We start from the raw sequence: 24,204 nt of genomic DNA on the forward strand, positions 1-24,204 counted from the left end.
GACCCCCATGACCTCACCGCCCTCTCCTCAGCCCGACCCCGTCGGCCCGCCGCAGGCCGTCCCGCTGCACCAGTACCCGAAGAACGCGGCGACCCAGCACCTCTGCGCCGCCGCCTACATCGACCGGGACTTCCGCGACGCGGTGTACGACGAGGTGTACGGCCGGTTCGACCGCGCGGTCGCCCCGAACCCCGGCACCGACGCGGTCCCGGTCCTGCGCCACATGCGCCTCTCCCGCAGGCTCGACCTCGCCCAGCAGAGCATCCTCGCCGGGATGATGCTCTTCCTCCTCTGCGCGCCGGTCGTGGACAAGCTCGGGCTCATCACCGGGCTGATCCTCTGGACCCTGGTCGGCGTGCCCACGCTGATCGCGGAGTTCAAGTCCAACCTGCCCACCGGCAGCATCTCGGCCGCCACCGCGGTCCGGACGAACTGGGCCCGTGTCGCCCTCATCGTCTTCGCGGTCCTGGCCGGCCTGTTCATCGCCTACTACATCTGGTTCATGAGCCTCACAGACTCGTTCAGCGACTCGGTGAGCAGCGGCGCGTCCTTGGAGCTCGGCGAGCCTTCCGCCCCTGAACGCGGCCCCGGCCTGGGGTCGGTCTTCGGGTGGCTGCTCGTCCTCGCCTCGGTGACCGCCACCTGCGGTGCGATTCGAGCCCGGAACCTCATGTCCATCCCGGCCGAACTCGAACCGGCCGGGACCGCCGACCAGCGGGCGCACTTCATCGGCCTGGCCCAGCACTCGCCCGTGGTCACCTACAACGCCGCCCGGGCGCCGTTCGTCGGCTCCGGGTTCCCGCTCGCCACATGGCAACTCGCCATGACCCTGCGCCCGGCCGACGCCTCCGCGGGCGACGGCTCGGCCATGACGGCCGATCCGGTGGCGCTCAACCGCTCCGTCAAGGCGCGCATCCAGCAGCTCGGCTCGGACTCCGCGGTCACCAGGCGGCTGCCGGGCCTCGAACTGAGCGACCACGTCTACGTCTCGGGCCGGGACACGGCCGCACCGGTGTTCCACCCCTACGAACTGGCCCGCGCCGGGTTTCCGTTCGAGACGGTCGAGCAGGTCCAAGCGGACCCGACCACTCCTGTGCGGCACTACCTGCGCTGCACGATCGACTCGTGGGGCGGCGAGCTGGTCACCACCGTGTACCTGCATTGCGCGTTCCAGGGAGAGACGCTGTACGTGGAGTTCACCAGCTGCGTGCTCCCGCCGACGCGGGGGCGCTACCACGTGTTCGGCAGCGGCGTGTCGGAGAACCGGGCGGTGTTCCTGGGGCTCGCGCGCGGCATCGCGGCGATGCCGATCGAGTTCGTGCGCAGCCCGGTCGACCTCATGCGGGAGCTCGCCCGCGGCGGCTCCGCGGCGCCGAGCGGCGGCGCGGGACTCGGGATCGGCGACCACGGCGCGCTCGCGGGCATCCGCGAGCTCGGCACGGACGTCGTCGAGCACAACTACTTCCAGTACCGCGACTCGATCAAGTACATCGAGATCCTGGAGCGGCAGATCCTCGACGCGCTCCTGGACTACCTGCGGGAGAACAACGTCGACGTCAGCGAGCTCGACGAGCGCGCGAACACGATCGTCAACAACGGCGTCATCAACTACGGCAAGCTCAACACCGCCGCCGCCGGAGCCAACGCGAAGGCCACCGTCGGCTCGGTAGGCGACAAGAGCCGCGGCTCTGTCAGCTGACTGGTGCGGAACTCGCACGGCCGCATCACCATTGACTACAGGAAGTGAGTACTCCACTCCAAGAAAGGCCACACCCCATGACCGCTCCGTACTCCGAAGCCGACCCTGACACCGAGATCGCGCCCGAAGCCGGACCGCCGCCCGACGTGCCGTCGCAGTACCAGCCTCCGGACGGAGCGCGGTCCGAGCCGTCCGGCGGCTGGCGGCCGGAATTCCAGTACACGGCGACCATGAACCTGGCCGCCGCGGCCTATGTCGGCCGCCGCTTCCGCGACCGGGTCCTCGACGACGTGTACCACCGTCCGGGCCGTGCCGTGGCCCCGAACCCCGGCATCGAGCCCGCCCTCGTGATGCGACACGTGTTCCGCGCCCACGCCATCAACCTCGCCGAATTCGGGATCCTGTTCTGCGGCTTCGTGGTGCTGGTCCTCTCGGGCACGGGCGTCCTCCTCGCACTGCTCTTCCTCGCGGTCTGGACCTGCCTCGGCGCGCCGGTCTCGGCGCTCGAAGCGCGCGCGCTCACTTCGACTGCCGGGAGTCGACCGCCCCGGTACCTGCACCCGGGCCTGGTGGTCGGACTGGTCGCCACGGTCGGCGGGTTCATGGCGGCGGTCGCGATCCTGGTCGTGCCGCAGCTGACCCGGATCTATCTGGACACGCCGTTCGGTGCCTCGGTATACCTCGCCAAGGACCCTCGTGCCGACATCACCACCGCGGCCGTCACCCTGACGGTTCTCGGCATCGCCTGCGCGACCTGTGGCTTCCTGAGAGCAAAGGGCCTCAACGCGATACCGACCGAGACCGTGTCGGGCACGCCCCGCGATGAGCGACTGGCCTACATCGCCGAAGCGCAGGACGACACGGTGGTCGTCTACAACGCCTCCCGCGGCCCGTTCATCGGTGCGGGGCAGGCGGTCGAGACCTGGGAAGTTGCCATCGCACTGCGCCCGGCCGACCGCGGCGAGGACGGGAAGGCCGGGATGACCGTGGACCCGATCGGGCTCAACCGATTCGTCCGCGACCGCTTGGAGCAGCTCGCCTCCGACACCGCGACCACCACGAGCGTGCCGAACCTCGAACTGCGCGACCAGATCCTCGTCTCCGGGCTGGCCGTACCCGGGCCGATCCGCCAGCCGCACGAGTTCGCCGCCGCGGGCTACGGATACCAGACCATCGAGGAGTTCCAGCGCGACCCGCGGACGCCCGCGAGACACTACCTGCGGTGCAAGATGGACTCGTGGGGCGGCGAGCTCGTCGCCACCGTGTACGTCCACTGTGCTCTCGAAGGGGAGAGCCTCTACGTCGAGTGCTCCAGCCACCTCCTGATGCCCACCGCCGCGCGGTACCAGGTCTTCGGCGAGCGCCCGATGCCGGGCGCGGCGCTGTTTCTCAGTGCGGTGCAGGGCTTCGCGTCGATGCCCGGCCGCCTTGTTCGCAGCCCGTACCACCTGCTGCGCTCGATCGGACTCGAAATGCGTAACGCCTGGCGCAAGACCCGGCTGTTCAACGCCGCTCCGGTGGACTACGGCGCCCTCGTCGGCATCCGCGAGCTGGGCACCGGCGGCCACTGGAACGACTACTTCCAGTACCGGGACCAGATCAAGTACATCGGCATCCTCGAGAAGCAGATCCTCGACACCGTCGGTGCGTACCTGCGGGAGAACAATGTGGACCTCAGCGAGTTCGAGCAGCGGGTCTTCGCCATCGTCAACAACGGCGTCATGAACTACGGGAAGCTCAACGCCGGTGCGGCGGGTGCGGGCTCCAGCGCCAACGTCGGCTCGGTCGGCGATGCGAGCAGCGGGGCGGTGGCCTGAGCGAGCGGGGGCCGTTCGGCCCCCGCTCGGCTAGTCCAGGTCGATCGCGAGTTCCGCAGCGCCCGCCTTGTCGAGGGTGAAGGCGACCTCGCGGTCCTTGAAGGTCAGCTTGTAGTCGCCGAGGAAGCCGTTGAAGCGGAGGCGGCCTTCGGCGTCCGTGGCGATCGTGGTGGCCGGGGTGCCCCATTCGTCGTTGATGAGGTGGTGGAGCCGGTCGTAGGCGGGCTTGGTGGTCCCGTCGAGGCGGACGAAGCCGCCGGGGGCGCCGAGCCACATGCCCTTGTCGTACAGGCCCCAGTAGGTCGCCGCCTCGACCGAGGGGTGGGCGAGGAGCGTCCGGTAGTGGCGTTCGACCTCGTCGGCCTGGCGGGCCTCGCCCTCGGGGGTGGAGGGCCAGGAGTCGACCTGGTGGTCGTTCAGGTCCTCGATCTCGGGCGGCATGGTCTCGCCGGAGAGGATCGTGGTCTCGGTGAAGTGGATCGGGAGGCCGTAGCGGGAGAACCGCTCCAGGATGGCCTCGGTCTTCTCCTCGCCCCAGTAGCCCTGGTGCATGTGGCTCTGGAGGCCGAGCGCGTCGATCTTGACGCCCGCTTCGAGGACGCCTTCGATGAGGCATTCGTAGGCCGCCGACATGTCGAAGTCGTTGAGCAGCAGGGTGGCGTTCGGGCCCGCCTCGCGGGCGGCGTCGAAGACCATGCGCACCATGGGGATGCGGCCGATATCGCGGCAGATGCGGGTGATGCCGTTGTCGTACTTGTCGAAGATCGGCATGATGACGACCTCGTTGATGACGTCCCACATGTCGATGACGCCGGCGTACTCGCTCACCTCGCGCTTGATGCGCTCGACCTGGACGCGGGCGATCTCCTCGTTCTCGAGGTCGAGCAGCCAATCGGCGCAGACGGTGTGCCAGGCGAGCGGGTGGCCCTTGACCGGGTGGCCGCGGTCGGCGAACCACTGGGCGGCCTTGCGGAGCGCCTCGGTGCGGGGCTTGCCGCGCTCGGGTTCGAACGTGCCCCAGTAGAAGGGCAGGGTCGCGAAGTTGAACAGGCCTTCCCACAGCTCGGCGTTGCGCGCGTCCGCCTCGGGGTCGGGGGAGGTGCCGTTGGCGTGGTCGATCAGCTCGAATCCGGTGCAGCCGAACAGGAACCTGTGGCGCGTCTGCTCCAGCACCACCTCGCGCCCGGCGAGCGGTTCGCCGTCGAGGGTGACGGTCACCGTCGCGTCGGCCGCGCGGTGCTCCCTGATCCGAGCGTCACTGAAAGTTTCGGTCATTCGAGGGCTACTTTCCATGGAAGTTTCAATGCCATGTATTCCAGCAGTCCGAAGCCGCCGAGTCAAGCGAGAAGCCTCACGCCGATCTGGTTTTGAACATGTTCATGTTTCGGGGTAGCTTGGCGATGCCAGGAATCCGAACCCCGATTGGAGCCTCCAGTGCCCCCGCGCCCCTATCTCATCGCCACGGCCGCCGTCGTTCTCGTCATGGGCCTCGCCTGCGGCGGCTTCGGGCCGGCCCCGCACGAGGATCCGCCCGAGGAGAAGGCCCCGCTCGACGCGATCGCGGGCACCTGGGAAGGCGGCGATCGGACGATCGAGTTCCGCGACGACGGCACCTTCACGCTCACGCCCGCTGACAGGGAGGAGCCCGGCACACAGGCCGAAGGCACCTGGAAACTCTGCGACACCTACCCCTTCGAGGACTACCACGACGGCCAGCCCGACCCCGACGGCTACGCGTGCGAGGAGGCCGGCGCGGGGGAGTGGATCCAGCTCGACTTCGGCGAGACCGGGGTCCAGGACGTCACCGACTTCACCGACACGCTCTTCCTCACCGGGGACGACGAACTGAAGATGTACATCTACGAGTTCGAGGAGGGTGTCCTCGACGGCGTCTTCTACGAGCAGACCTCCTGAGGTCCGTGGTACCGATCCCAAAAACTTGCAAGGCCCGGGCAACCCCGCGCTCCTGCGCGCGCGTCCAAAGTGCGGCAACGTCGTGTGACGCGGATCCCCCTGCCGCGCAGCGTGTCTGCGGCACCCCGCTCAGTACTCGAACTGAGTGGGAGCCTTAGCCAAGAAAGGACCGCAACGATGCGAAAGCGGATTCCCGCTCTCCTTGCAGCACTCGCCGTCTCCCTCTTCGCCGTCCTGGGGCTCGCCTCCCCGGCCGCGGCCGCCGCCGAGATCAACTACGCCGTGGACGCCGACTGGACCGGCTCCTGCACCGACCGCCGGTACACCCCCAACGTCGACGGCTGCGTCCAGGCGAACGGCGACGACCTGTGGGTCAAGGACAACGTGGCCAACGGCTACGGCGTCAAGCTCCGCTGGTACGACGAGGACGGCACCCGCACCGGCGAGTGCATCGACACGCTCGGCCAGGCCAAGGCGTGGACCTACTGCAACAAGGACTTCACCGACGGCCACGACATCAGGTGGAGCGTCTGCTGGGATTCCTCCACCGGATGGGACTGCTCCGACTGGTGGACCACCCGGGTCTGAGCGCACGAAGGCGCGCCGCCCCACAAGGGCGGCGCGCCGCCGCGCGTCAGCCGTGCCAGCGGCGCCACAGGGCCGCGTACGAGCCGTCCTTCTCCAGGAGTTCGTCGTGGGAGCCGAGTTCGGTGATGCGGCCGTGTTCGACGACGGCGACGCGGTCGGCGTCGTGGGCGGTGTTGAGCCGGTGGGCGATGCTGACGACCGTGCGGCCCGCCAGGATCCGGTTGAGGCCCTGCTCGATGTCGCTGGCCGCGTTGGGGCTCAGCATCGAGGTCGCCTCGTCGAGGACGATCACCTCGGGCGCGGCGAGGATGACGCGCGCGAGCGCGACCTGCTGGACCTCCGCCGGGGTCAGGGCGTGGTCGCGCCCGCCGACGACGGTGTCGAGGCCGTCGCCGAGCCGCCCGGGCAGGTCGCCCGCGCCGACCACGGCCAGGGCCTCGTGCAGCTGCGCGTCGGTGGCCCCGGGCGCGCCCAGGCGCAGGTTCGAGCCGAGCGTGTCGTTGAACAGGTGGTACTCCTGGGTCGCGAGGATCACGAAGCGCCGCAAGGAGGTCTCGTCGATCTCCGCGGTCGCCGCGCCGCCCGGGCGAGCCGTTCGGCGATGCGGGCCTCGGTCTGCGCGTCGCACGCGCTGGCCGGGTCGTCGAGGACCAGGATCTCGGGGTCGACGAGGAGCGCGCGGGCGAGGATGAGGCGCTGGCGCTCGCCGCCGGAGAAGTTCCGGCCCTGTTCTCCCGCAACGGTTTCGAGGTCGTAGCCGTCGCCCGGGACCTCGTCGCTCTCGATGAGCGAGGGGTCGACGCCGAGACGTGTACATCATCCATTGACGTCCTCCTCGCTGTTTCCGGCGGGGATGCCCACCTTGCGGTGGTCCACTTGCCTCGCGGCAGTGGTGGTTACTGCTTCCTTCCCCGCCGGCAGCGGGGTGTTGCGGGCCGCGCCCGGCCGCCGGTAGGCGGCCAGGTCTCCCCGACCAGGGCTAGCCTGGCTGCGGGTCCCCGATCCCTCCACAGTCGTCTCGACTCTCCGGTTTCACTCCGGACTCGGAGCTACTTCGTCCCTCGGCGAGCATCACTTGTCGTTCTTCGAGCAGCCGCCGCCCCTCACGGCGGATGTTGATCTCAGCATTCGCATCACGGTCGTGCTTCGCACCGCACAGGCACGCCCATCGCCGCACCTTCAGCTCCGCCTGCCCTCGCGGCCCGGTCAACGCCCCGCACTCCGAGCACAACCGCGTCGACGGGAACCACCGGTCGATCGCGACGAACTCGCGCCCGTACCGGCCGCACTTCGCCTCCAGCGACCGCAGGAACCGCCCCCACGCGGCATCGTGCACCGACTTCGCCGACCGGCCCCGTGACAGGCCCAACACCGACAACGACTCCACGAACACCGCTTGGTTCTCACGGATGATCCTGGTCGTCGCCTGCTCGATGAAGTCTTTACGCCGATTCGCGGTCCGCTCATGCAACCGCGCCACCTTCACCCGGGCCTTCTCTCGGTTCGCTGATCCCTTTACTTTGCGCGCCAAGGCGCGCTGCGTCTTCGCGACCCTCCGCTCCATCCGCTTGAAGAACCGCGGATTATCGATCGCCTTCCCGCCACGCATCACTGCGAACGACTTCAACCCCAGATCGATCCCGGTCTCATCATCGACCGGCGGCAGTGTTTCATCGCCTTCCACGGTGACCACAAATGACACGAAGTACCTGCCGCTCGGCTCCCGCAGCAGGGTGACACTCGAAGGTGCCGCCGGAAGTCGCCGTGACCAAGCGACTTTCAGATCGCCGATCTTCGGCAGCCGCAACCGCCCGTCGTCGAGGAGCTTGAACCCGGCGTTGCGAGTGAACCGCGCCGCCTGGCGGTTCGACCGCTTCTTGAAGCGCGGCTCACTCATCTTGCGGCCCTTGCGCTTCCCCTGGAGCGACGCGAAGAAGTTCGCATACGCTGCATCAGCGTCGCGGAGCGCCTGTTGCAGCGGCACCGACGACACCTCGCCGAGCCAGGCCCGGCCCTCAGTCCGCTTCGCCTCGGTGATCAGCCTCCTGCTCAACTCCGCGAAGCGCGGATACGGCAACCCCTCGGCACGAGCTCGCTTGCGGGCAGCGACCGCATCGTTGAACACCACCCGGCAGCACCCGAACAACCGCGCCGCCCGAACCCGTTGCGGCACGGTCGGATACGCCCGAAAGGAGTAACGAAGCTGCGTACCCATGCGTTCAAGCGTAATGAGCGGCTATGACGATTTGCCGTTCCCGGTTCAATTGGTATCACTCGAACGTGGAGTGCTTTATGACATCCGTTCGGTAAGAGTCGTTGGCTCGAAAGCACTGGCGCGGCGGCGTCCGGTTCCCCGATACTGGCCCGATGCTTCGAGAGACCGCGTACCACGGCGCGCTCGGCGACGCCTTCGCCGCCCATGCCGCGCACGGCGTCTACAACGCCTACATCGACCGGCCCGCGATGCTCGCCCTCGCCGGAGACGTCACCGGCGAACGCGTCCTCGACATCGGCTGCGGCGCGGGCTTCTACGTCGAAGCCCTGCTCGAACGCGGCGCCCACGTCACCGGGATCGAAGGCAGCGTCGAACTCCTCGCCCACGCCCGCGAACGCGTCGGCGACCGCGCCGAACTGCGCCAGCACGACCTCGAACGGCCGCTCGGCTTCGCCGACGCCTCCTTCGACACCGCGCTCTGCGCCCTCGTCGTCCACCACATCCGCGACCGCGCCGCGCTCCTCGCCGAGGTCTTCCGCGTCCTCAAGCCCGGCGGACGCCTCCTCGTCTCGACCACCCACCCGGCCGCCGACTGGAAGCACTTCGGCGGCACCTACTTCTCCGACGACTGGGTCGACCTGCACCTGCGCGAGGACCTGCCGCCGATCCACTTCCAGCGCAACACCGTCGCAGGCTTCCTCACCGAACTCCTCGACGCGGGCTTCGCCCTCGAGACGATCACCGAGCCCCGCCCGGTCCCCGAACTGGAAGCGGTCGACCCGGAGGCGTTCGCGAAGCTCAACGCCCGGCCCTCGTTCCTCGCCGTCAGCCTGCGCCGCCCCTAGTCGGCCAGCCCCGCGTCGTTGACCAGCAGCGCGAGCTGCACGCGGTTGTTCAGGCCCAGCTTGCTCAACGCCGCCGAGACGTGCGTCTTCACCGTGGGGACGCTCAAATGCAGGGCCGCCGCGATCTCCGCGTTCGAACTGCCCCGCCCGACCTCGACCGCGACCTCAGTCTCACGGCTGTTCAACGCCCCCAAGCGCTCCCGCGCCTCCGTACGGCGGTCCGCAGGGGCGCCGCCCGCGACGATCCCGATCAGCCGCCGCGTCACCTCCGGCGAGAGCACCGGCTCGCCGTTCGCGACCCGGCGCACTGCCGCCACGATCTCGGCGGGCGGCGTGTCCTTCAGCAGGAACCCGCCCGCCCCGGCGCACAACGCCCGCCGCACGTGGCCGTCCGCTTCGAACGCGGTGAGCACCAGCACCTCCGGCGCGTCCGGGACGGCCCGCAGCCGCTCGGTCGCCGTCAGGCCGTCCACACCGGGCATGTGGAGGTCCATGAGCACCACGTCGGGCCGCAGCCTCGCCACCAGCTCCGGCACCTCGGCCCCGCTGCCCGCCTCGCCGACCACCGCCAGGTCCCCGGCCCCGCCGAGGATCATCCGCAGGCCCGAACGCACCAGCGGGTCGTCGTCCACGACCAGGACTTTCACGGAGGGCTCGCTCATGCGCTCCAGGGTAGCCACGCGTGCACCCGCCAGCCGCCATCGGCCCCGGGCCCGTACTCCAGCCGCCCGCCCGCGAGCGCGGCCCGCTCCTCCAGGCCGATGAGCCCGTGCCCCGACCCCGGCCCCGTGTCCCGGCCCGGCCCGTTGACCACGGTGACGCCGAGACCGTCGTGCACCCGACCCTCCACAGTGATCGACACCGGGCCGTCCTCGGCGTGCTTGCGGGCGTTCGTCAACGCCTCCTGCACGATCCGGTACGCGGTGCGCCCGGCACGCTCGGGCACCTCGCCCTCGACGTCCACGCGCAAATCGACCCGCATCGCGGGCCGCGCCTCCTCGACCAGGTCCCGCAGGTCGCCCATCGTCGGCTGCGGCAGCTCGCCGATCGGCGCACGCAGGATCGCGATGATCTCCCGCAGGTCCCGCATCGCCAGCTGCGACTGCTCCCGCACCACCCCCGCCGCGCGCGCCAGCTCCCCGGCGGGCGCGTCCGGCCGGTACTCCATGCCGCCCGCGTGCAGGCTCAGCAGCGACAGACGGTGCCCGAGCATGTCGTGCAGCTCCCGCGCGAGCTCGTCGCGCGCCCGCTGCCGCGCCCGCTCTCGCTCGTCCCGCTCCGCCTGCGCCGCACGGGCCTGCAACTGCCGCCGGTACCGCACGAACATGCCCCAGCCCGCGGTCGCCGCCAGCAGCGCCAGCGAGAACCCGAGCGAACCGGCGACGCTCATCTCGTCCGGCCGCAGGAGCATGTACCCGATCCCGGCCGCGAACGCCGCCGCGAAGACCCACGCGGCCGTGCGCAGCGGCCGCCGCACCACCACCGAGAACAGCATGACGATCAGCGGGAATGCGACGGTCTCCGCGTACACCGAGGCGACGACGAGCGCCACCGCCGCCTGCACCGGCCAGCGCCGCCGCATCCACAGCAGCGGCAGCGCCAGCAGCCCCGTCGCCATGTCCACGTCGAACAGCCAAGGCGGCGAAGGCATCCCGCCGTTCAACCGCTCCCCGGCGATGAACAGCCAGGAGAACACCCCGATCGCGAACACGCCCAGGTCCACCGCCAGGCCGCGCGCACCGCGCCTCGCTCCGTCGCCGCTCATGGGCCCGAACCTATCCGCCCCGCGCCGCCGGGGCGAGCCTCCCGCCCCGATCCGATACTTTCGTCGGCCCGCCCGCGCCCTCGGTCGCGACCCGGCCCCGCGAATCCATGCCGACGACAGCGCCTCCGATACCGTGCGCCGATGCGCCGGACCCCTTCGCGCCCATAGCGTCGAAGCCATGGAAACCACCACTCCCGCACCGGCCCGCGTCGGCCCCGTCCGGCTGCCGCTCGTCCTCGCCCTCGCCGTCCTCTCCCCGATCGCGGCCGAGAGCCTCGTCGGCTACGACGACTCCACCGGGAACCCGCTCGCGCTCCTCATCGGCCTCCTCGTCTTCATCCCGCTCTACGGCGCCCCGGCGGTCCTCCTGCGCGAGGCCGCGCGCCGCTTCGGCCTCGGCTGGGGCGGCGTGCTCGCCGTCGCGGCCGCGCTCGGCGTCGTGCAGGCCGGGATCATCGACCAGTCGATGTTCTCCGCCGACTACCGCGGCATCGACTACTGGCAGGACATGGTCGGTCCCACCTGGATCCCCGCGCTCGGACTCGCGGCCTCGTCGGCGCTGACGTTCGTCCTCGGGCACATGATCATGAGCTTCGCCGCGCCGATCGCCCTCGTCGAGGGCTTCGGCCCGCGCGCCGCGGACCGCCCCTGGCTGCGCCCGTTCGGCCTGGTCGTGACCGTCCTCCTGTACCTCGCCGGGGCCTGGATGGTCCTCGACTGGCACTACGCGACCGAGACCGACCACGCCTCCGCCGGGCAGCTCGCGGGCGCCGGCGCAGTGGCGGTCGCGCTCGTCGCCCTCGCGTTCCTCTTCGGCCGCAGGAAGGCCGAACGCGTCGAACGCCGCATCCCTCCCCTTTGGATGATCATCGCGGCCTCGGCGCTCGCCGTGTTCTCCTTCGGCTGGGACGAGACCTGGACCGGCGTCGCGGTCACGCTGGGCGTGCTGTGCGCCATGGCCTTCGCCGCCGCCTACTTCGCCCGCTCCACCGCGTGGGGCCGCCGCCAGGTCACCGCGCTCGCGGTCGGGGCGCTCCTGTCGCAGGCGCTCACCGGCTTCCTCGCCGTCCCGATCGGCGACGTGGACCCGCTCGCGAAGTACGCCCACAACGCCGCCGCGACCCTCCTCGTCGTCGTCCTCGGCTGGATCGCGCTGCGCCGCACCCGCTGAATCCGTTGCGGGAGGGCGCGGACTGCGCGAGGCTGAACGCATGGACGAGGCGCTCACCGACGGCACGGTCACGCTCCTCCCGCTCGGGCCCGCCGACTTCGCGGCGCACTACGCGGGGGAGGACGAGGAGCTGGTGCGCTGGCTCAGCGGCGACCCGGCCACCCCGGAGGGCCTGCGCGACTACCTCGACTGCTGCGCGCGCTGGTGGCGCGACGGCGGCCCGTTCCACAACTTCGGTATCCGCGTCCTCCCCGACCTCGCGCTGGCCGGGACCGTGGACGTCCAGACCGGCCAGTACTACCTGCGCGAGGGCCAGGCCAACCTCGCGTACGGCCTGTACCCGCAGTGGCGCGGCCGGGGCCTGGCGACCCGCGCGGTGCGCCTCGCCTGCGGCTACGCGGCCTCGATCGGCTGCACCGAGGCCGTGATCCGCTGCGAGCCGGCGAACACGCTCTCGGCGGCCGTCGCCGCGCGTGCTGGCTTCGCGTTCCTGCAGCGCCGCAGCGAACCCGACGGGCGCGTGCTCGACTGGCACACGCTGGACCTGCGGGCCTTACCTGCAGCGGATCGCGTCCTGCAGCCGCCGGTCGAGCCCGGCCTCGTTCGCCATCGGGGGCTGTCGATGTCCGCACCCGTACCGCCGGAGCGGGCGGGACGCGGCAGAATCAGGTCATGATCACGATCCGTCCCCTCGTGCTCGACGACGCCGGGCCGCTCGCGGCGCTGCGCGTCGCCAGCCGCGCGTACCTGGAGCCCTGGGAGCCCGACCGCGGCGAGGCCGCCTACACCGTGGAGGGCCTGCGGGAGTCGATCGAGGCCGCGTTCGCGCGGACCGAGGCCGGGACCGGCGTCGCGCACGCGATCGAGGAGGACGGCCGGGTCGTCGGCCAGATCTTCCACAACTCGATCATCGTCGGCCCGTACTTCCGCTCGTGCAGCATCGGCTACTGGGTCGCGCAGAGCGAGGCCGGACGCGGGATCGCGTCCGCCGCCGTTGACCTGGCGAAACGGTTCGCGTTCAACGACCTCGGCCTGGCCCGCGTCCAGGCCGAGACCCTGCTCGACAACCACGCGTCGCAGAAGGTCCTGCAGCGCAACGGCTTCGAGCCGATCGGCGTCGCCCCCGCCTTCCTCAAGATCGCCGGGAAGTGGCAGGACCACCTGCTCTTCCAGGCGCTCAACCCCGAAATGGACTGACCGTGGACTTCAAGGTGAACTACCCCCAGGTCGGCGCGACCCGCACCGGCGACCTGCCGTCCGGCTACCGCCACCTCGTGCGCACCGCCGACCTCGACGGCTCCCTCGCGGAGGCCGCCGACCTCCTCATGACCTTCGGCCTGCACGAACGCTCCGGCCTCCGCCCCGAAGCCACGGCCGCCCGCGCCGCGCCTGGCGTCGAGGTGCGGCTCCGCTTCGCCGGGCTCCTGCGGATTCCGTGCCAGGTCGTGTGGGCCGAGGAGACGCCCGAGCGCGCCGGGTTCGGCTACGGCTCCATGCCCGGCCACCCCGAGCGCGGCGAGGCCGCGTTCCTGCTCGAGGCGGTCGACGGCCGGGTCCGCTTCACCCTGCGGTCCTTCTCCGAGCCCGGCACCGCCGCCGCGCGGCTCGGCGCGCCCGTCGCGCGGTTCCTGCAGTCGCGGGCCACCGACCAGTTCGTGCACGCGATGCGCGCCGCGTGCGCGGTGAAGCGGACATAGGCACCGTTTCCCTTGAATCCCGGCACCCGGGAGGCCCGGCCCGTAGATTTCGGGCTGTGGGTGGAGCGCCACTGACACGGAGGTGATGACATGGACATCGCGCTGCTCGGCGTCGGCCATCTCGGCGAGGCGGTCCTCTCCGGACTGCTCGACTCGGGCCTGCCGCCCGCCCAGATCTGGGCCACCGCGCTGCCCGCCGAACGCGCCGCCCAGCTCGCCGAGGCCTACGGAGTCGAGGTCGGCACCGACAACCCGAGCGCCGTCGCCGAAGCGGACGTGGTGCTCGTCGCCGTCCCGCCCGTCGCGGTCGGCCCCCTGCTCGCCGCGATCGGGCCCTCCCTCGCGCCCGACGCGGTCGTCGTCTCCCTCGCCGCGGGCGTCCCGCTCGCGAAGCTCGCCGAGCGGCTTCCCAAGGGCGTCACCGTCGTCCGCGCGATGACCAACATCGCCGCCGGGGCCCGCCGGGCCGCGACCGCGCTGTCCGCGCCCGAAGGCACCGACCTGACCGAGATCGAGGACCTGTTCGACCGCATCGGCGTCACCGTCACCGCCGAAGAGTCCAAGATGGACCTCATTACGGCCGTGGCCGGTTCGGGCCCGGCGTTCCTGTACTACCTCGCCGACGCCATGACCGGCGCCGCAGTGGACGGCGGCATGGACCCCGTCGACGCCCGCGTCCTGGTCGACCAGATGCTCCTCGGCGCGTGCCTGCACCTCCAGGACTCGGACGAGCCCCCCGGCGAGCTCCTCGACCGGATCGCCACGCCCGGCGGCACCACCGAGGCCGCGCTCGAGTCCCTCGACGCGTCGAACGTCGACGAGGCGGTCCGCGCCGCCGTCGCCGCCGCCGCAGAACGCGGCGGCGACCTCGACGTCTAACCCGAACGCCTGCGGCGCAGGAACAGCACCCCGACCGCGACCAGCACCACCAGCACCGACACCCCGAGCATCACCAGGTACGTGTTGCGCAGCTGATCGGTGAACGCGTCGTACGTGACCGGCGCGAACGCCGCGTCCCGCGCGCGCGACACGAACAGCGTCTTCCCTTCCGCGAGCCCCCACAGCGACCCGCCCGCCAGCACCGCGCCGAGCACGCCCACGACGAGCGCGCCCACCCACCGGCGCGGGATCACCAGGAACCCGACCACCAAGAGCCCCAGCGCGATCCAGGGCAGCCAGTCCGCCGCCCAGTTCAACCGGTCCACGTACGTCTGCAGCTCCGGCACCTGCTCGGAGTCGACCAGCACGTACTGCGCGTCCACGTCGGGGATCTCGGACGCGAGCTCGACGCCGTTCGCGACCATGCGGTCCTTGACGATCGTGACCACCTGGCCCAGGTCGACCACGAGCGTGTCTCCGTCGACCTGGAGCGCCCCCGTGTTCTCGCCTTCGAGCGCCGAGACGAGGCCGCTGTGCGCTTCGTGCACCGCCGCGTCCCACACCTCGATGAACTGCGGGCTCGCCACGAACTTGTCGACCTCGCTCGCGATGTACGCCTTCAGCGTCTCCACCGCCGAGTCCACCAGCGACTCGATCGCGTCCGGCGCGACGCTGGAGCCGATCCACGCGTCCGCCTCCGCCTCGATCTGATCCGTGTCGAGCGCCGAGTCGATCTGCGCCGTGATGAGCGAGGCGATCCCGGCCTGCACGTCCGGGTCCTCCGCGATGTTCGCCGTCAGTTCGGTGAAGCGGTCGGTGTCGAGCAGTTCGAGCCGCGCGTAATAGGCCGCGACCGCGCCGGTCACGGCCACGACCGCGAGTACGCAGGCGAGCAGCCCCACGATCCCCCGGACCAGGTGCACTACGCCCTTGCGCTCCTTCGCGGGCGCGGGCTCCCGCACCGGCTCCTCGGTCTGCGTCTCGCTCACGTGCGGCTCCCATCAGGTCAGGTACGGCGCGATCAACGGGTGGATCAGGTCCATGCGGACGGCCTGGTTCGGGCACCCGCCGAAGTGGTGGATGCCCACGACCTGCCCGGTCTCGCGGCTGAACACCGGCGAGCCCGAAGACCCGCCCTCCGTGTCGCACAGGTACGCGAAGTCGGTGCCCGGGCCGCGCCCGGCCCGCTGCTCGTCCCCGACCAGGCACCGCGAACCGAGCCCGTCGGGCTCGGACGAGCTGGCCGAGGCGATCCGCAGCGGCTTCCCGCCCGGGTGCTCGGCGATGTAGATCTTGTCGTGCAGGCCGACCGGTTCCGAGGCGACCTCCAGCGCGGGCAGGTGGGCGATGCGCTCCGGCTCGGCCACGGTGAACAGCGTGAAGTCCAGCGTCCAGTCCGTCTCCAGGACCTTCGCCCCGCTCACCTTGACCGGGGTGCGGGTCTGGCCGCCCGCGCACCTGACGCACTCGTACCCGAACTGCACCTCGGTCACACGCGCTTCGCCGTTCGTGTCGAAGCAGTGGTTGTTCGTCATCAGCCGGTCGTACCCGGCGATCCAGGCCGTGCAGTAGGACTCGCCGCCGATGATGAGGCGCGCGACGCCCTGGCTCCGCCCGTACGCGGCGGGGTCGGAGTCCTTGTAGCACACGGCGTTCTGCGAGTCGTCCCGTCCGCAGACGCTCTCCGCGCGCGTCTCGCCCGGGCGGCCCGCCAGCTCGGCCTCGTTCAGCCCCCGCGAGTACTCGGCGACGCGGGCCGAAGCGGCCGTGCCGTCCTCGGCGTCGCTGAGGCGGACCTCGGCGGCCTCGCCCTCGACCGAGAGCGCCCACAGCTCCCCGTCCGCGACGTCCGCCGCACGGTACACAGAGGACTCGGCGCCTTCCGGGCCCGCGACGGTGATCGTGTCCCGCTCGCCGAGTTCGACGCGGTCGAAGCGGACCTTCACGAAGGCCGCGCCTACGTGGGCGACCGTGCGGGTCTCGCCCGGCGCGAGGACGATACCGGCGGGTTCGCGCTGGGCGATCTGGTCGGCGCGGTACTGGGGCGGCTCCGCCGACGCGGCGTGCGGCGCCCAGGCGAGCACTGCGGCGGCGGCGATGGCGGTGGCGGCGGTTCGGGCGAGTGTGCGCTGCAAGGGTGACCTCATTCTGTTCGTCGCGGTGCCGCTAGTAGCCGTTGTCCTTCTTGTACTCGTCCCAGCGGTCCATCCAGGTCTCCCAGCCGCCTGCGACGAAGAACGCGATGATGAGCGCGACGAACGCGAGGATCGCGATCCAGCCGAGGACGATCGCGGCGGTGGCGAGGCCGCTGCCGGCCATGTTGCGGGCCTTGATCTGGCTCTTCGCGACGTAGCCCAGGATGAGCCCGAGGACGCCCAGAGGGGAGCACAGGCCGACGATCGCGAGCACGAAGGCCGCGATCGCGAGCCCGTTCATCTCCCTGGGCACGCTGACCTGCGCGCCCGGTCCGTAGTCCTGCGTCATGACGCCTCCATTGCAGACGGTGAGTGTGCGCAGTCTACGGAGGGCTTCGGGCGGTATGGGGGTGTTTCGGGGGAATCAGCCGCGCTGCTTGAACCAGGCCAGGGTCGCGGCGACCGCCTCGTCGTGCGGGGTCACCCGGACGTGCTCGGGGAAGGACGCGCGGAACGCGGTGTCGTCCACGACGAAGGGCCGGTCGCGCTGGTACCAGGTCTCGCCGAGCTCCTTGACGACCGGGTTGAACAGGCCGATGAGCTGCTGCATGCCGCGCCCGACGTACCCGTTCTTCGGCGTCCGCCCGGCGGCCTGCCAGACGAGCTCCAGGAACTCGCTGCCGGTGAGGGGCGGGCCGACCGGGAGGTGCCACGCGTAGCCGTCGGCCTTCGGGTTCTCGCCCAAGGTGACGAGCCCGGCGGCGACGTCGGGGAGGTAGTTGACGGTGTGCGGCTGGTCGGGCTCGCCCATCCAGCGGGCGGTCTTCCCGGCGGCCGCGGCGGGGAAGATCGGCGGGCCGAGGACGGTGTTCACGCCGCCGGGCCCGAAGTAGTCGGAGGCGCGGCCGAGCGATGCGCGGATGCGGCCCTCCTTGTGGGCGTTGAGGATCATCTCGGCGACGCGGGCTCGGGCCCGGCCCTTGGGGAAATCGGCCGCGTACGGCATGTCCTCGGTCATCGGCACCTCGACGGGCCCGTACATGTAGAGGTTGTCGGCCATGACGAGCCGGGCACCGGCCTTCTCGACGCCGGTGAGGACGGTGTCGGTGAGGCCCACGAACTCCCGGGCCCACTCGGCGTAGGGCGGCTGCGCGCACTGGTAGACGACCGAGGCCCCCGCGCAGGCCGCGGCCGCGCCCTCGGCGGTGGTGATGTCGGCCTGGAGGCCCTGCGGGCCTTCGGCGCCGCGGCTGACGGCCCGCACGTCGTGTCCGCGGGCGGTGAGCTCGGCGACGACGGCCTTGCCGATGGCGCCGGTGGCGCCGAGGACGACATGCAGTTCGGACATGGTGGACTCCTCACTCGGAAACTCAAGTTATATACGGCGCAGGCGAACCGGCCCGGTCACCCGCCCGCGTCTCCGGAGGCGCCGACGCGCCGCGAGAGCGACTCGACGCCGTCGAGGGTCAGCGCGAGTCCGAGTTCGAAGAGGTCTTCGAGGTCCATGTCGTAGCCGTCGGTCAGCGAGCCGAAGTGGCCGAACAGCTTCGCGAAGTGCGGGTGCGCGTCCATGAACGCGTCGTCGCCGATGCGCGGCTGGTACTGGAGGTCGGTCCACTCCTCCGACGAGAGGCCGGTCTCGGAGACGGCCTCGTCCTCGGCCTCGAAGTTCGCGGCCAGGCCCACGACATGGCTGAACAGCAGCACATGGACGTCGAAGTGCAGCTTCGGCGGCAGCCCGAGCCCTTCGAGCGAGCCGAGGAGCCGGTCGCCGAAGCGGATGACGCTCGGCAGCGGCAGCGGCCGGGTGAGCGGCTGGGTCCGGCCGAGCCACGGGTGCGCCCGGTGCAGCCGCCACAGCTCACGGCACAGCGACTCCGCCTGCGACCGCCACGGGGCCGCGCCGTCCCGCTCGAAGCGCGCCGAGCCGTACACGGCATCGGCCATGGCCGAGACCAGGTCCTCCTTGTCCTCGACGAAGCGGTACAGCGACATCGGGGCCACGCCGCACCGGCCCGCCACGGCCCGCATCGAGACCGCTTCCAGCCCTTCGGCGTCGGCCATCGCGACCGCCTCGGCCAGGACCTGCTCGCGGGTCAGCTCCGCGGCCTGCTCGCCCGCCCTGCCGCGCCTCGGCGCGACCACTGTGCCCGAGCGCGGGCGCGTGATCACCAGGCCCTCGGCGCGCAGCACGTCCAGCGCCTTCGTCGCTGTGGCAAGCGCCACACCGAATTCTTGGGCGACCTGCCGGGTCGACGGCACCTTGTCGCCCGGGGCCAGCTCCCGGTCGGTGATCCGCCTGCTCAGCTCGGCGGCGATCCGCGCGTAAGGCGGCTCGGTCGGTTCAGGCACAGCGGCCCCTCCCTCGGTCTGTACTACGACAGATCCTAGCCCCGCCGCACCTTCCCGGGACCGCCTGTACTAGGGCAGTTCGAGCACGTATTTGCAGGTCAGAGCCGCATTTTCTATGTTGGTCCCAGACAAGCGAGTACAACGTACCGAAGGAGACACCCCATGAACGCCACCGTCCTCATCTCCGGAGCCAGCGTCGCCGGCACCGCCCTCGCCTACTGGCTGCGCGAGCAGGGCCTCACCCCCGTCGTCCTCGAACGCGCCCCGCAGCTGCGCCGCGGCGGCCAGGCCGTCGACGTCCGCGGCGCGGCCCTCCACGTCCTTCGCCGCATGGGCCTCGAAACGCGGGCCCGCGCGCTCGCCAACCACAGCAACGGCATGAGCATGGTCGACCCCGAAGGCAACGAGATCTTCCGCTCCGAGGAGTTCGCGCTCTCCTCCGGCGCCCTCGACTCCGACGACATCGAGATCCTCCGCGAAGACCTCGTCGACCTCGTCCACGCCGAGAACGACGGCATCGAGTACCTCTTCGGCGACTCCATCACCGCGATCCACCAGGACGAGGACGGCGTCCACGTCGAATTCGAGCACGCCGCGCCGCGCCGCTTCGACCTCGTCGTCGGCGCCGACGGCCTCCACTCCAACACCCGCGGGCTCGTCTTCGGCCCCGAAGCCCAGTTCTCCCACCACCTCGGCACCTATCTCTCGGTCTTCACCGAGGAGAACTACCTCGGCCTCGACCACTGGCAGACCTGGTTCAACGACGGCACCGACGGCGGCGCGGTCATGACCGTCCGCGACAACGCCGAACTGCGCATCTACCTCGGCTTCGCCTCGCCCGAACCCATCGAGTACGACTACCGGGACGTCGAGGCGCAGAAGCGGCTCGTCGCCGAGCACCTCACCGGCTTCGGCTGGGAGGTCCCCGGCTTCATCGAGCGCATGTGGAAGGCCGAGCACTTCTACTTCGACGCCATGGCCCAGATCAAGATGGACACCTGGTCCGAGGGCCGCGTCGCCCTCCTCGGCGACGCCGCCCACTGCGCCGCGCCCCTCTCCGGCCAGGGCACCAGCCTCGCGCTCGTCGGCGCCTACGTCCTCGCCCTCGAACTCGGCCGCACCGGCGACCACCGGGTCGCCTTCGAACGCTACGAGCGCCGGATGCGCCCCTTCGTCGAGGTCAACCAGGCGCTGGCCCTGATGGACCCGCAGGCCACGCCCCCGGAGGAGCGGACCGCCCGCACCGACGCCGCGAAGGGCGCGATCGACCTCGACGCGGTCCTCGACTAGCGGCACGCCAAGGGCCGCACCGGAACCGGTGCGGCCCTCAGCCGTCCTCAGCTCTTGCGGGGCGGCAGCGGCAGGGGGATCGCGGGCAGGCCGTCGATGCTGTTCACGTTGTACTCCTTGGACTCGCAGTACTCGGCGAACTCGTCGTCGCTCTTTCGCCCGAAGAACTGCCGCAGGAGCGGGCGCTCCTCCCGGTACTCCATGAACGGGACCGCGAACCCGCACGTGTCGCCGATCCGCTTGGCGCGCACGATGATGATGCCGCGCACGCCCGGGCCGTCGGCCTCGGCGAACAGCGGGATCAGCTCCTCGAAGCGCGGGTCGTCCCGGTAGACCGGCTCGCCGGTGCCGTGCACCCGCACGATGTTCGGCGGCCCGGTGAAGGCGCACCACATGAGGGTGATGCGGCCGTTCTCGCGCAGGTGCGCGTGCGTCTCGGCCCCCGACCCGCCGAAGTCGAGGTAGGCGACGGTGCGCTCGTCGAGGACCTTGAGCGATCCGTTGTGGCCCTTGGGGGAGAGGTTGACGTGGCCGTCCTCCGCGAGCGGCGCGGTCGCCACGAAGAACACCGGCTGCGCCTCGATGAACTCCTTCAGGCGGCCGTCGATCGCGTCGTACGTCTTTCCCATGATATGAACTCCAACTCCCAGTCGGTGGACGAGTCTCAACCTACGCCCGCCCCGCAAGGGCCGCAACCCCCTTCCCGCCGACCGGGCGCTCAGCGCCCCGCCGAGACGCCCCGAAAAAATCTTCCGCTGCCGCGATGAATCCGCCAGACCCGGGCAGTCTCTATGGGCATACACCGAACGACACGAACCAAGGAGAAGACGATGAGCCACACCTACACCCTCACCGCCGACGCCAACGCCTCCATCGACACCGTCTGGGCCGCCTGGACCGAGGAAGGCCCCTACGAGGTCTGGAGCTACTCCAAGCCCGGCTCGGTCTCCATCGACCCGACCCCGAACGGCCGCTACACCGGCACCGTCGTCACCCCCGACGGCCAGGAGTTCCCGATCACCGGCCGCTACATCGAGGTAGTGCAGAACGAACTGCTCGTCATGGGCATGGACACCCCCGGCGGCGGCGAAGAGGTCATGCGCCTCGATCTCGTCGACCTCGGCGACGACCGCACCCGCCTCACCATCTCCCAGACCTGCGCCACCAAGGAAGAGCACGACATGGCCAAGGAAGGCAGCCAGATGCTCCTGGACTCCTGCGTCGCCTTCGTGGAAAAGGCCTGATCCCCGCGGAGGCGCCGGGGCCGGACCACCGCCCGGCCCCGACGCGCCGCCCCAGGCACAATTGACAGCGCACCGCCCCGGCCACACCCGTGACCGGGGCCGAACGCTGAACGGAGACACGATGATCGGCATAACGGGAGCGACCGGCGGCGTCGGATCGGGCGTCATCCGCCACCTCCTCGCCGCGGGCCGGGACGACCTCGTCGCCCTCGCCCGCCGCCCCGAAGCCGTCCCGCACGCCGCCGCCCGCTGCGCCGACTACGACGACCCCGCGTCCCTCGCCGAGGCCCTGCGCGGCCTCGACACCCTCGTCATGGTCTCCAGCGACGGCACCGCCGAGACCATGGCCCGCCACCACCGCAACGTCATCGCCGCCTGCCCGCCCGACACCCACATCGTCTACACGAGCATCCTCGACACCGCCCCCGACTCCCGCTTCTACTACTCGCCCGGCCACCAGGAGACCGAAGCGCTCCTCGCCGACCGCCCGCACTGCCTCGCCCGCACCTCCGTCTTCGCCGACTTCCTCCACGACACCTGGCTCGCCGACGCCCACGGCGAACTCGCCCTCCCCCTCGGCGACGGCGCGACCTCCCTCGTCGCCCGCGAGGACGTCTCCCGCGCGCTGGCCGCCGCCGCGACCGCCCGCCTCGAAGGCGTCGTCGAACTCACCGGCCCCGCCGACCTCACCGGCGAGGACATCGCCGCAGCCGCGACCGAAGCCCTCGGCAGACCCTTGCGCTACAAGGCGGTCGAGGACGCCGACTACCGCGCCCGCCTCGCCGCCGACGGCGAACCCGCCTGGCTCATCGAGGCCTACGCGAGCATGTTCCGCTCGGTCCGCGAAGCCCGCTTCGCCTCCGCACCCGGCGACATCGAGCGCCTGACCGGGACGCCCCCGATGACCTTCACCGAGTACCTGCGACGCTGACCCCATGCAGCTCACCGCCGCCCAGCTCAACCGCGCCACCCTCGACCGGCAGTCCCTCCTGGAACGCCGCCCCGGGGACGTCGTCGCGGCCGTCCGCTCGGCCGTCGCCGTCCAGGCCCAGTCGCCCGCGTCCCCCTACATCGGACTGTGGAACCGCATGGCGGACTTCGACCCCGCCGACCTCGACCGCGCCTTCCTCGACTACGCACTCGTGCGCGGCAACCCGGTCCGCATGACCCTGCACGCCGTCGCCGCCGACGAGTACCGGCCCTTCCGCGAAGCCGCCGAACCGTCCCTGTTCGCCGCGAAACTCGGCGGACGCATCGCCGAATCCGGCATCACCGGCACCGAAGCCGCCCGGCACGCCGCCGACATCCTCGACTTCGCCGCCGAGATCCGCACCGCCCGCGAATGCGAGGACCGGCTCGCCGAACGGCTCGGCCCCGACACCGCCAAAGCCGCCTGGCCCGGCATCCGCCAGTACGCCCCGCTCCTGCGCGTCCCCCTCGGCGGCCCCTGGACGTTCAACGAGAAAGTCGCCTACCTCGCCGCCCCCGACCGGCCCGCGCTCGGCGACCCGGACGCCGCCGCAACCGCCCTCCAAGGCCTCGTCCTGCGCTACCTCTCCGGCTTCGGCCCCGCCTCCGTCTCCGACGTCGCCCAGTTCGCCATGGTCCAGCGCGGCCGCGTCAAACACGCCGTCAAAGCCCTCGGCGACCGACTGCGCCAGTACACCGGCCCGGGCGGCGAGACCCTCTACGACCTGCCCAACATCCCGCTCCCCGACCCCGAGACGCCCGCGCCCCCGCGCCTCATGGCCATGTGGGACAACGTGTTCCTCGCCTACCACGACCGCAGCCGCACCATCCCCGCAGACCTCCGCACCACCGTCATCCGCAACAACGGCGACGTCCTCCCGATGATCCTCGTCGACGGACACACCGCGGGCGTCTGGCGCACCACCCCCGACGGCATCGAAGCCACCGCGCTCCGCCCCGTCACCGACGCCGACTGGGCCGGGCTCACCGCCGAAGCCGAAGCCCTCGCCGCGCTCCTCGCCGACCGCGACCCCGACGTCTACTCCCGCTACCGCCACTGGTGGCCCAAGCTCCCCGCAGGCGAGACCCGGCTCCTGGCCCCTCGGTTAGGCTCCAGGACACACCCCGCCCTCGAACCGGAAGGAGCCCGCCATGAGCGGCCGCGAGCACCATTACGAGATCACCATGCGCTGGACCGGCAACACCGGCAAAGGCACCGCGAACTACCGCGAATACGGACGCGACCACGACCTGATCGCCGCAGGCAAACCCGTCATCCAGGCCAGCGCCGACCCCGCCTTCCGCGGCCAGCCCGAACGCTGGAACCCCGAAGAGCTCCTCGTCGCCAGCCTCGCAGACTGCCACATGCTCACGTTCCTCGCGCTCTGCGCCATGGAGCGCATCGTCGTCACCGCCTACGAGGACACCGCCCACGGCACCATGGCGCAGGACGGCAACGGCGGCCGCTTCACCGAGGTCGTGCTCAACCCCGTCGTCACCATCGCCGACCCCGCGCACGCCGACCGCGCGATGGCCCTCCACCACGACGCCAACCGGGACTGCTTCATCGCGAACTCGGTGAACTTCCCGGTCCGCCACAACCCCCGGATCCTCGCGGGCTAGG

At 71.1% G+C, this 24,204-nt stretch carries 25 protein-coding genes and 2 pseudogenes; 15 read left to right on the top strand and 12 right to left on the bottom strand.

What is annotated here, in order from left to right:
- Positions 1-7 precede the first annotated feature (7 nt).
- Complete coding sequence (locus tag ACGGCP_RS09335; protein WP_392963359.1) at positions 8-1,699, top strand: hypothetical protein; 1,692 nt, start codon at positions 8-10, stop codon at positions 1,697-1,699.
- Between the two features lie 77 nt (positions 1,700-1,776).
- Positions 1,777-3,516 carry a hypothetical protein gene (locus ACGGCP_RS09340; protein ID WP_392963361.1) on the top strand — a complete coding sequence of 580 codons (1,740 nt, stop codon included), beginning with the start codon at positions 1,777-1,779 and terminating at the stop codon, positions 3,514-3,516.
- Between the two features lie 30 nt (positions 3,517-3,546).
- Here ACGGCP_RS09340 and ACGGCP_RS09345 read toward each other — a convergent pair whose 3' ends face one another.
- Positions 3,547-4,791 (bottom strand): endo-1,4-beta-xylanase, encoded by a 1,245-nt coding sequence (locus tag ACGGCP_RS09345; protein WP_392963363.1) that lies wholly within the window; start codon positions 4,789-4,791, stop codon positions 3,547-3,549.
- Between the two features lie 159 nt (positions 4,792-4,950).
- Between ACGGCP_RS09345 and ACGGCP_RS09350 the strand changes: the two genes are divergently transcribed.
- Positions 4,951-5,430, top strand: a complete 480-nt coding sequence (locus ACGGCP_RS09350; protein ID WP_392963365.1) for a hypothetical protein — start codon at positions 4,951-4,953, stop codon at positions 5,428-5,430.
- A 177-nt stretch (positions 5,431-5,607) separates the two neighbouring features.
- The gene (locus tag ACGGCP_RS09355; protein ID WP_392963368.1) at positions 5,608-6,018 is read left to right on the top strand and encodes a hypothetical protein; all 411 of its coding nucleotides are present in this window, start codon (positions 5,608-5,610) and stop codon (positions 6,016-6,018) included.
- Positions 6,019-6,064: 46 nt separating this feature from the next.
- Here ACGGCP_RS09355 and ACGGCP_RS09360 read toward each other — a convergent pair whose 3' ends face one another.
- The 3 genes and pseudogenes from ACGGCP_RS09360 to ACGGCP_RS09370 all read right to left on the bottom strand — a co-directional run bounded on the left by ACGGCP_RS09360 (position 6,065) and on the right by ACGGCP_RS09370 (position 8,233).
- Positions 6,065-6,565 (bottom strand): ATP-binding cassette domain-containing protein, encoded by a 501-nt coding sequence (locus ACGGCP_RS09360; protein ID WP_392963371.1) that lies wholly within the window; start codon positions 6,563-6,565, stop codon positions 6,065-6,067.
- Positions 6,566-6,597: 32 nt separating this feature from the next.
- Positions 6,598-6,768, bottom strand: a pseudogene (locus tag ACGGCP_RS09365) (ATP-binding cassette domain-containing protein); the annotation flags it as partial.
- Between the two features lie 229 nt (positions 6,769-6,997).
- Entirely contained in the window at positions 6,998-8,233 is a 1,236-nt protein-coding gene (locus ACGGCP_RS09370) for an RNA-guided endonuclease InsQ/TnpB family protein (protein ID WP_392963374.1), read from the bottom strand.
- A 152-nt stretch (positions 8,234-8,385) separates the two neighbouring features.
- Here ACGGCP_RS09370 and ACGGCP_RS09375 point away from each other — a divergent pair, with 152 nt between their 5' ends.
- Positions 8,386-9,078: a class I SAM-dependent methyltransferase gene (locus ACGGCP_RS09375; RefSeq protein WP_392963376.1), complete on the top strand. Its 693-nt coding sequence runs from the start codon at positions 8,386-8,388 to the stop codon at positions 9,076-9,078.
- On the opposite strand, the gene ACGGCP_RS09380 is transcribed toward ACGGCP_RS09375, so the two are convergent.
- Both ACGGCP_RS09380 and ACGGCP_RS09385 read right to left on the bottom strand, forming a co-directional pair.
- On the bottom strand, positions 9,075-9,740 hold the full coding sequence (locus ACGGCP_RS09380; RefSeq protein ID WP_392963379.1) for a response regulator: 666 nt from the start codon (positions 9,738-9,740) through the stop codon (positions 9,075-9,077). The genes ACGGCP_RS09375 and ACGGCP_RS09380 overlap by 4 nt on opposite strands.
- Positions 9,737-10,843, bottom strand: coding sequence for a sensor histidine kinase (locus ACGGCP_RS09385; protein WP_392963381.1), 1,107 nt, complete (start codon positions 10,841-10,843; stop codon positions 9,737-9,739). The genes ACGGCP_RS09380 and ACGGCP_RS09385 overlap by 4 nt, the downstream gene beginning before the upstream one ends.
- A 178-nt stretch (positions 10,844-11,021) precedes the next feature.
- Between ACGGCP_RS09385 and ACGGCP_RS09390 the strand changes: the two genes are divergently transcribed.
- The 5 genes from ACGGCP_RS09390 (at position 11,022) to proC (ending at position 14,590) form a co-directional block, all read left to right on the top strand.
- The gene (locus ACGGCP_RS09390) at positions 11,022-12,014 is read left to right on the top strand and encodes a hypothetical protein (RefSeq protein ID WP_392963384.1); all 993 of its coding nucleotides are present in this window, start codon (positions 11,022-11,024) and stop codon (positions 12,012-12,014) included.
- A gap of 40 nt (positions 12,015-12,054) precedes the next feature.
- The gene (locus ACGGCP_RS09395) at positions 12,055-12,690 is read left to right on the top strand and encodes a GNAT family N-acetyltransferase (RefSeq protein WP_392963386.1); all 636 of its coding nucleotides are present in this window, start codon (positions 12,055-12,057) and stop codon (positions 12,688-12,690) included.
- Complete coding sequence (locus ACGGCP_RS09400; RefSeq protein ID WP_392963389.1) at positions 12,687-13,211, top strand: GNAT family N-acetyltransferase; 525 nt, start codon at positions 12,687-12,689, stop codon at positions 13,209-13,211. The genes ACGGCP_RS09395 and ACGGCP_RS09400 overlap by 4 nt, the downstream gene beginning before the upstream one ends.
- A 2-nt stretch (positions 13,212-13,213) precedes the next feature.
- Complete coding sequence (locus ACGGCP_RS09405) at positions 13,214-13,711, top strand: DUF1990 family protein (protein WP_392963392.1); 498 nt, start codon at positions 13,214-13,216, stop codon at positions 13,709-13,711.
- Between the two features lie 90 nt (positions 13,712-13,801).
- Positions 13,802-14,590 (top strand): pyrroline-5-carboxylate reductase, encoded by a 789-nt coding sequence (proC, locus tag ACGGCP_RS09410; protein ID WP_392963395.1) that lies wholly within the window; start codon positions 13,802-13,804, stop codon positions 14,588-14,590.
- Here proC and ACGGCP_RS09415 read toward each other — a convergent pair.
- The 5 genes from ACGGCP_RS09415 to ACGGCP_RS09435 form a co-directional block, all read right to left on the bottom strand.
- A complete protein-coding gene (locus ACGGCP_RS09415; protein WP_392963397.1) occupies positions 14,587-15,579 on the bottom strand; it encodes a hypothetical protein in 993 nt (330 codons plus the stop codon). The two genes, proC and ACGGCP_RS09415, sit on opposite strands and share 4 nt — an antisense overlap.
- Positions 15,580-15,591: 12 nt before the next feature.
- Positions 15,592-16,725 carry a trypsin-like serine peptidase gene (locus tag ACGGCP_RS09420; protein WP_392963399.1) on the bottom strand — a complete coding sequence of 378 codons (1,134 nt, stop codon included), beginning with the start codon at positions 16,723-16,725 and terminating at the stop codon, positions 15,592-15,594.
- Between the two features lie 31 nt (positions 16,726-16,756).
- The gene (locus ACGGCP_RS09425; RefSeq protein WP_392963402.1) at positions 16,757-17,074 is read right to left on the bottom strand and encodes a DUF4190 domain-containing protein; all 318 of its coding nucleotides are present in this window, start codon (positions 17,072-17,074) and stop codon (positions 16,757-16,759) included.
- A 75-nt stretch (positions 17,075-17,149) separates the two neighbouring features.
- Positions 17,150-18,073, bottom strand: coding sequence for an NAD-dependent epimerase/dehydratase family protein (locus ACGGCP_RS09430; RefSeq protein WP_392963404.1), 924 nt, complete (start codon positions 18,071-18,073; stop codon positions 17,150-17,152).
- Between the two features lie 56 nt (positions 18,074-18,129).
- Positions 18,130-19,077: a GntR family transcriptional regulator gene (locus ACGGCP_RS09435; RefSeq protein WP_392963407.1), complete on the bottom strand. Its 948-nt coding sequence runs from the start codon at positions 19,075-19,077 to the stop codon at positions 18,130-18,132.
- Positions 19,078-19,239: 162 nt separating this feature from the next.
- On the opposite strand from ACGGCP_RS09435, the gene ACGGCP_RS09440 reads away from it, so the two are divergent.
- Positions 19,240-20,367, top strand: a complete 1,128-nt coding sequence (locus ACGGCP_RS09440) for an FAD-dependent monooxygenase (protein WP_392963409.1) — start codon at positions 19,240-19,242, stop codon at positions 20,365-20,367.
- 47 nt (positions 20,368-20,414) lie between these two features.
- Here ACGGCP_RS09440 and ACGGCP_RS09445 read toward each other — a convergent pair whose 3' ends face one another.
- Positions 20,415-20,996 carry a pyridoxamine 5'-phosphate oxidase family protein gene (locus ACGGCP_RS09445; RefSeq protein ID WP_392963412.1) on the bottom strand — a complete coding sequence of 194 codons (582 nt, stop codon included), beginning with the start codon at positions 20,994-20,996 and terminating at the stop codon, positions 20,415-20,417.
- Between the two features lie 201 nt (positions 20,997-21,197).
- Between ACGGCP_RS09445 and ACGGCP_RS09450 the strand changes: the two genes are divergently transcribed.
- The 4 genes and pseudogenes from ACGGCP_RS09450 to ACGGCP_RS09465 all read left to right on the top strand — a co-directional run bounded on the left by ACGGCP_RS09450 (position 21,198) and on the right by ACGGCP_RS09465 (position 24,203).
- A complete protein-coding gene (locus ACGGCP_RS09450; protein ID WP_392963415.1) occupies positions 21,198-21,611 on the top strand; it encodes an SRPBCC domain-containing protein in 414 nt (137 codons plus the stop codon).
- A gap of 121 nt (positions 21,612-21,732) precedes the next feature.
- Positions 21,733-22,542 (top strand): NAD(P)H-binding protein, encoded by an 810-nt coding sequence (locus ACGGCP_RS09455; protein ID WP_392963417.1) that lies wholly within the window; start codon positions 21,733-21,735, stop codon positions 22,540-22,542.
- Positions 22,543-22,546: 4 nt separating this feature from the next.
- Positions 22,547-23,533: pseudogene (locus ACGGCP_RS09460) on the top strand (winged helix DNA-binding domain-containing protein); the annotation flags it as partial.
- Positions 23,534-23,732: 199 nt separating this feature from the next.
- Positions 23,733-24,203: an OsmC family protein gene (locus ACGGCP_RS09465; RefSeq protein ID WP_392963419.1), complete on the top strand. Its 471-nt coding sequence runs from the start codon at positions 23,733-23,735 to the stop codon at positions 24,201-24,203.
- Position 24,204 lies beyond the last annotated feature (1 nt).

Origin of the sequence: Glycomyces sp. NPDC048151, from assembly GCF_043202775.1 — a bacterium.
Classification (GTDB): Bacteria; Actinomycetota; Actinomycetes; order Mycobacteriales; family Micromonosporaceae; genus Glycomyces.

What these genes read in the sequence shown, in the direction of transcription:
- ACGGCP_RS09370 (WP_392963374.1), bottom strand. Translation starts at nt 8,233, where the DNA reads ATGGGTACGCAGCTTCGTTACTCCTTTCGGGCGTATCCGACCGTGCCG.
- ACGGCP_RS09385 (WP_392963381.1), bottom strand. Translation starts at nt 10,843, where the DNA reads ATGAGCGGCGACGGAGCGAGGCGCGGTGCGCGCGGCCTGGCGGTGGAC.
- ACGGCP_RS09395 (WP_392963386.1), top strand. Translation starts at nt 12,055, where the DNA reads ATGGACGAGGCGCTCACCGACGGCACGGTCACGCTCCTCCCGCTCGGG.
- ACGGCP_RS09455 (WP_392963417.1), top strand. Translation starts at nt 21,733, where the DNA reads ATGATCGGCATAACGGGAGCGACCGGCGGCGTCGGATCGGGCGTCATC.
- ACGGCP_RS09380 (WP_392963379.1), bottom strand. Translation starts at nt 9,740, where the DNA reads ATGAGCGAGCCCTCCGTGAAAGTCCTGGTCGTGGACGACGACCCGCTG.
- ACGGCP_RS09445 (WP_392963412.1), bottom strand. Translation starts at nt 20,996, where the DNA reads ATGGGAAAGACGTACGACGCGATCGACGGCCGCCTGAAGGAGTTCATC.
- ACGGCP_RS09335 (WP_392963359.1), top strand. Translation starts at nt 8, where the DNA reads ATGACCTCACCGCCCTCTCCTCAGCCCGACCCCGTCGGCCCGCCGCAG.
- ACGGCP_RS09355 (WP_392963368.1), top strand. Translation starts at nt 5,608, where the DNA reads ATGCGAAAGCGGATTCCCGCTCTCCTTGCAGCACTCGCCGTCTCCCTC.
- ACGGCP_RS09450 (WP_392963415.1), top strand. Translation starts at nt 21,198, where the DNA reads ATGAGCCACACCTACACCCTCACCGCCGACGCCAACGCCTCCATCGAC.
- ACGGCP_RS09440 (WP_392963409.1), top strand. Translation starts at nt 19,240, where the DNA reads ATGAACGCCACCGTCCTCATCTCCGGAGCCAGCGTCGCCGGCACCGCC.
- proC (WP_392963395.1), top strand. Translation starts at nt 13,802, where the DNA reads ATGGACATCGCGCTGCTCGGCGTCGGCCATCTCGGCGAGGCGGTCCTC.
- ACGGCP_RS09345 (WP_392963363.1), bottom strand. Translation starts at nt 4,791, where the DNA reads ATGACCGAAACTTTCAGTGACGCTCGGATCAGGGAGCACCGCGCGGCC.
- ACGGCP_RS09375 (WP_392963376.1), top strand. Translation starts at nt 8,386, where the DNA reads ATGCTTCGAGAGACCGCGTACCACGGCGCGCTCGGCGACGCCTTCGCC.
- ACGGCP_RS09340 (WP_392963361.1), top strand. Translation starts at nt 1,777, where the DNA reads ATGACCGCTCCGTACTCCGAAGCCGACCCTGACACCGAGATCGCGCCC.
- ACGGCP_RS09400 (WP_392963389.1), top strand. Translation starts at nt 12,687, where the DNA reads ATGATCACGATCCGTCCCCTCGTGCTCGACGACGCCGGGCCGCTCGCG.
- ACGGCP_RS09430 (WP_392963404.1), bottom strand. Translation starts at nt 18,073, where the DNA reads ATGTCCGAACTGCATGTCGTCCTCGGCGCCACCGGCGCCATCGGCAAG.
- ACGGCP_RS09465 (WP_392963419.1), top strand. Translation starts at nt 23,733, where the DNA reads ATGAGCGGCCGCGAGCACCATTACGAGATCACCATGCGCTGGACCGGC.
- ACGGCP_RS09425 (WP_392963402.1), bottom strand. Translation starts at nt 17,074, where the DNA reads ATGACGCAGGACTACGGACCGGGCGCGCAGGTCAGCGTGCCCAGGGAG.
- ACGGCP_RS09390 (WP_392963384.1), top strand. Translation starts at nt 11,022, where the DNA reads ATGGAAACCACCACTCCCGCACCGGCCCGCGTCGGCCCCGTCCGGCTG.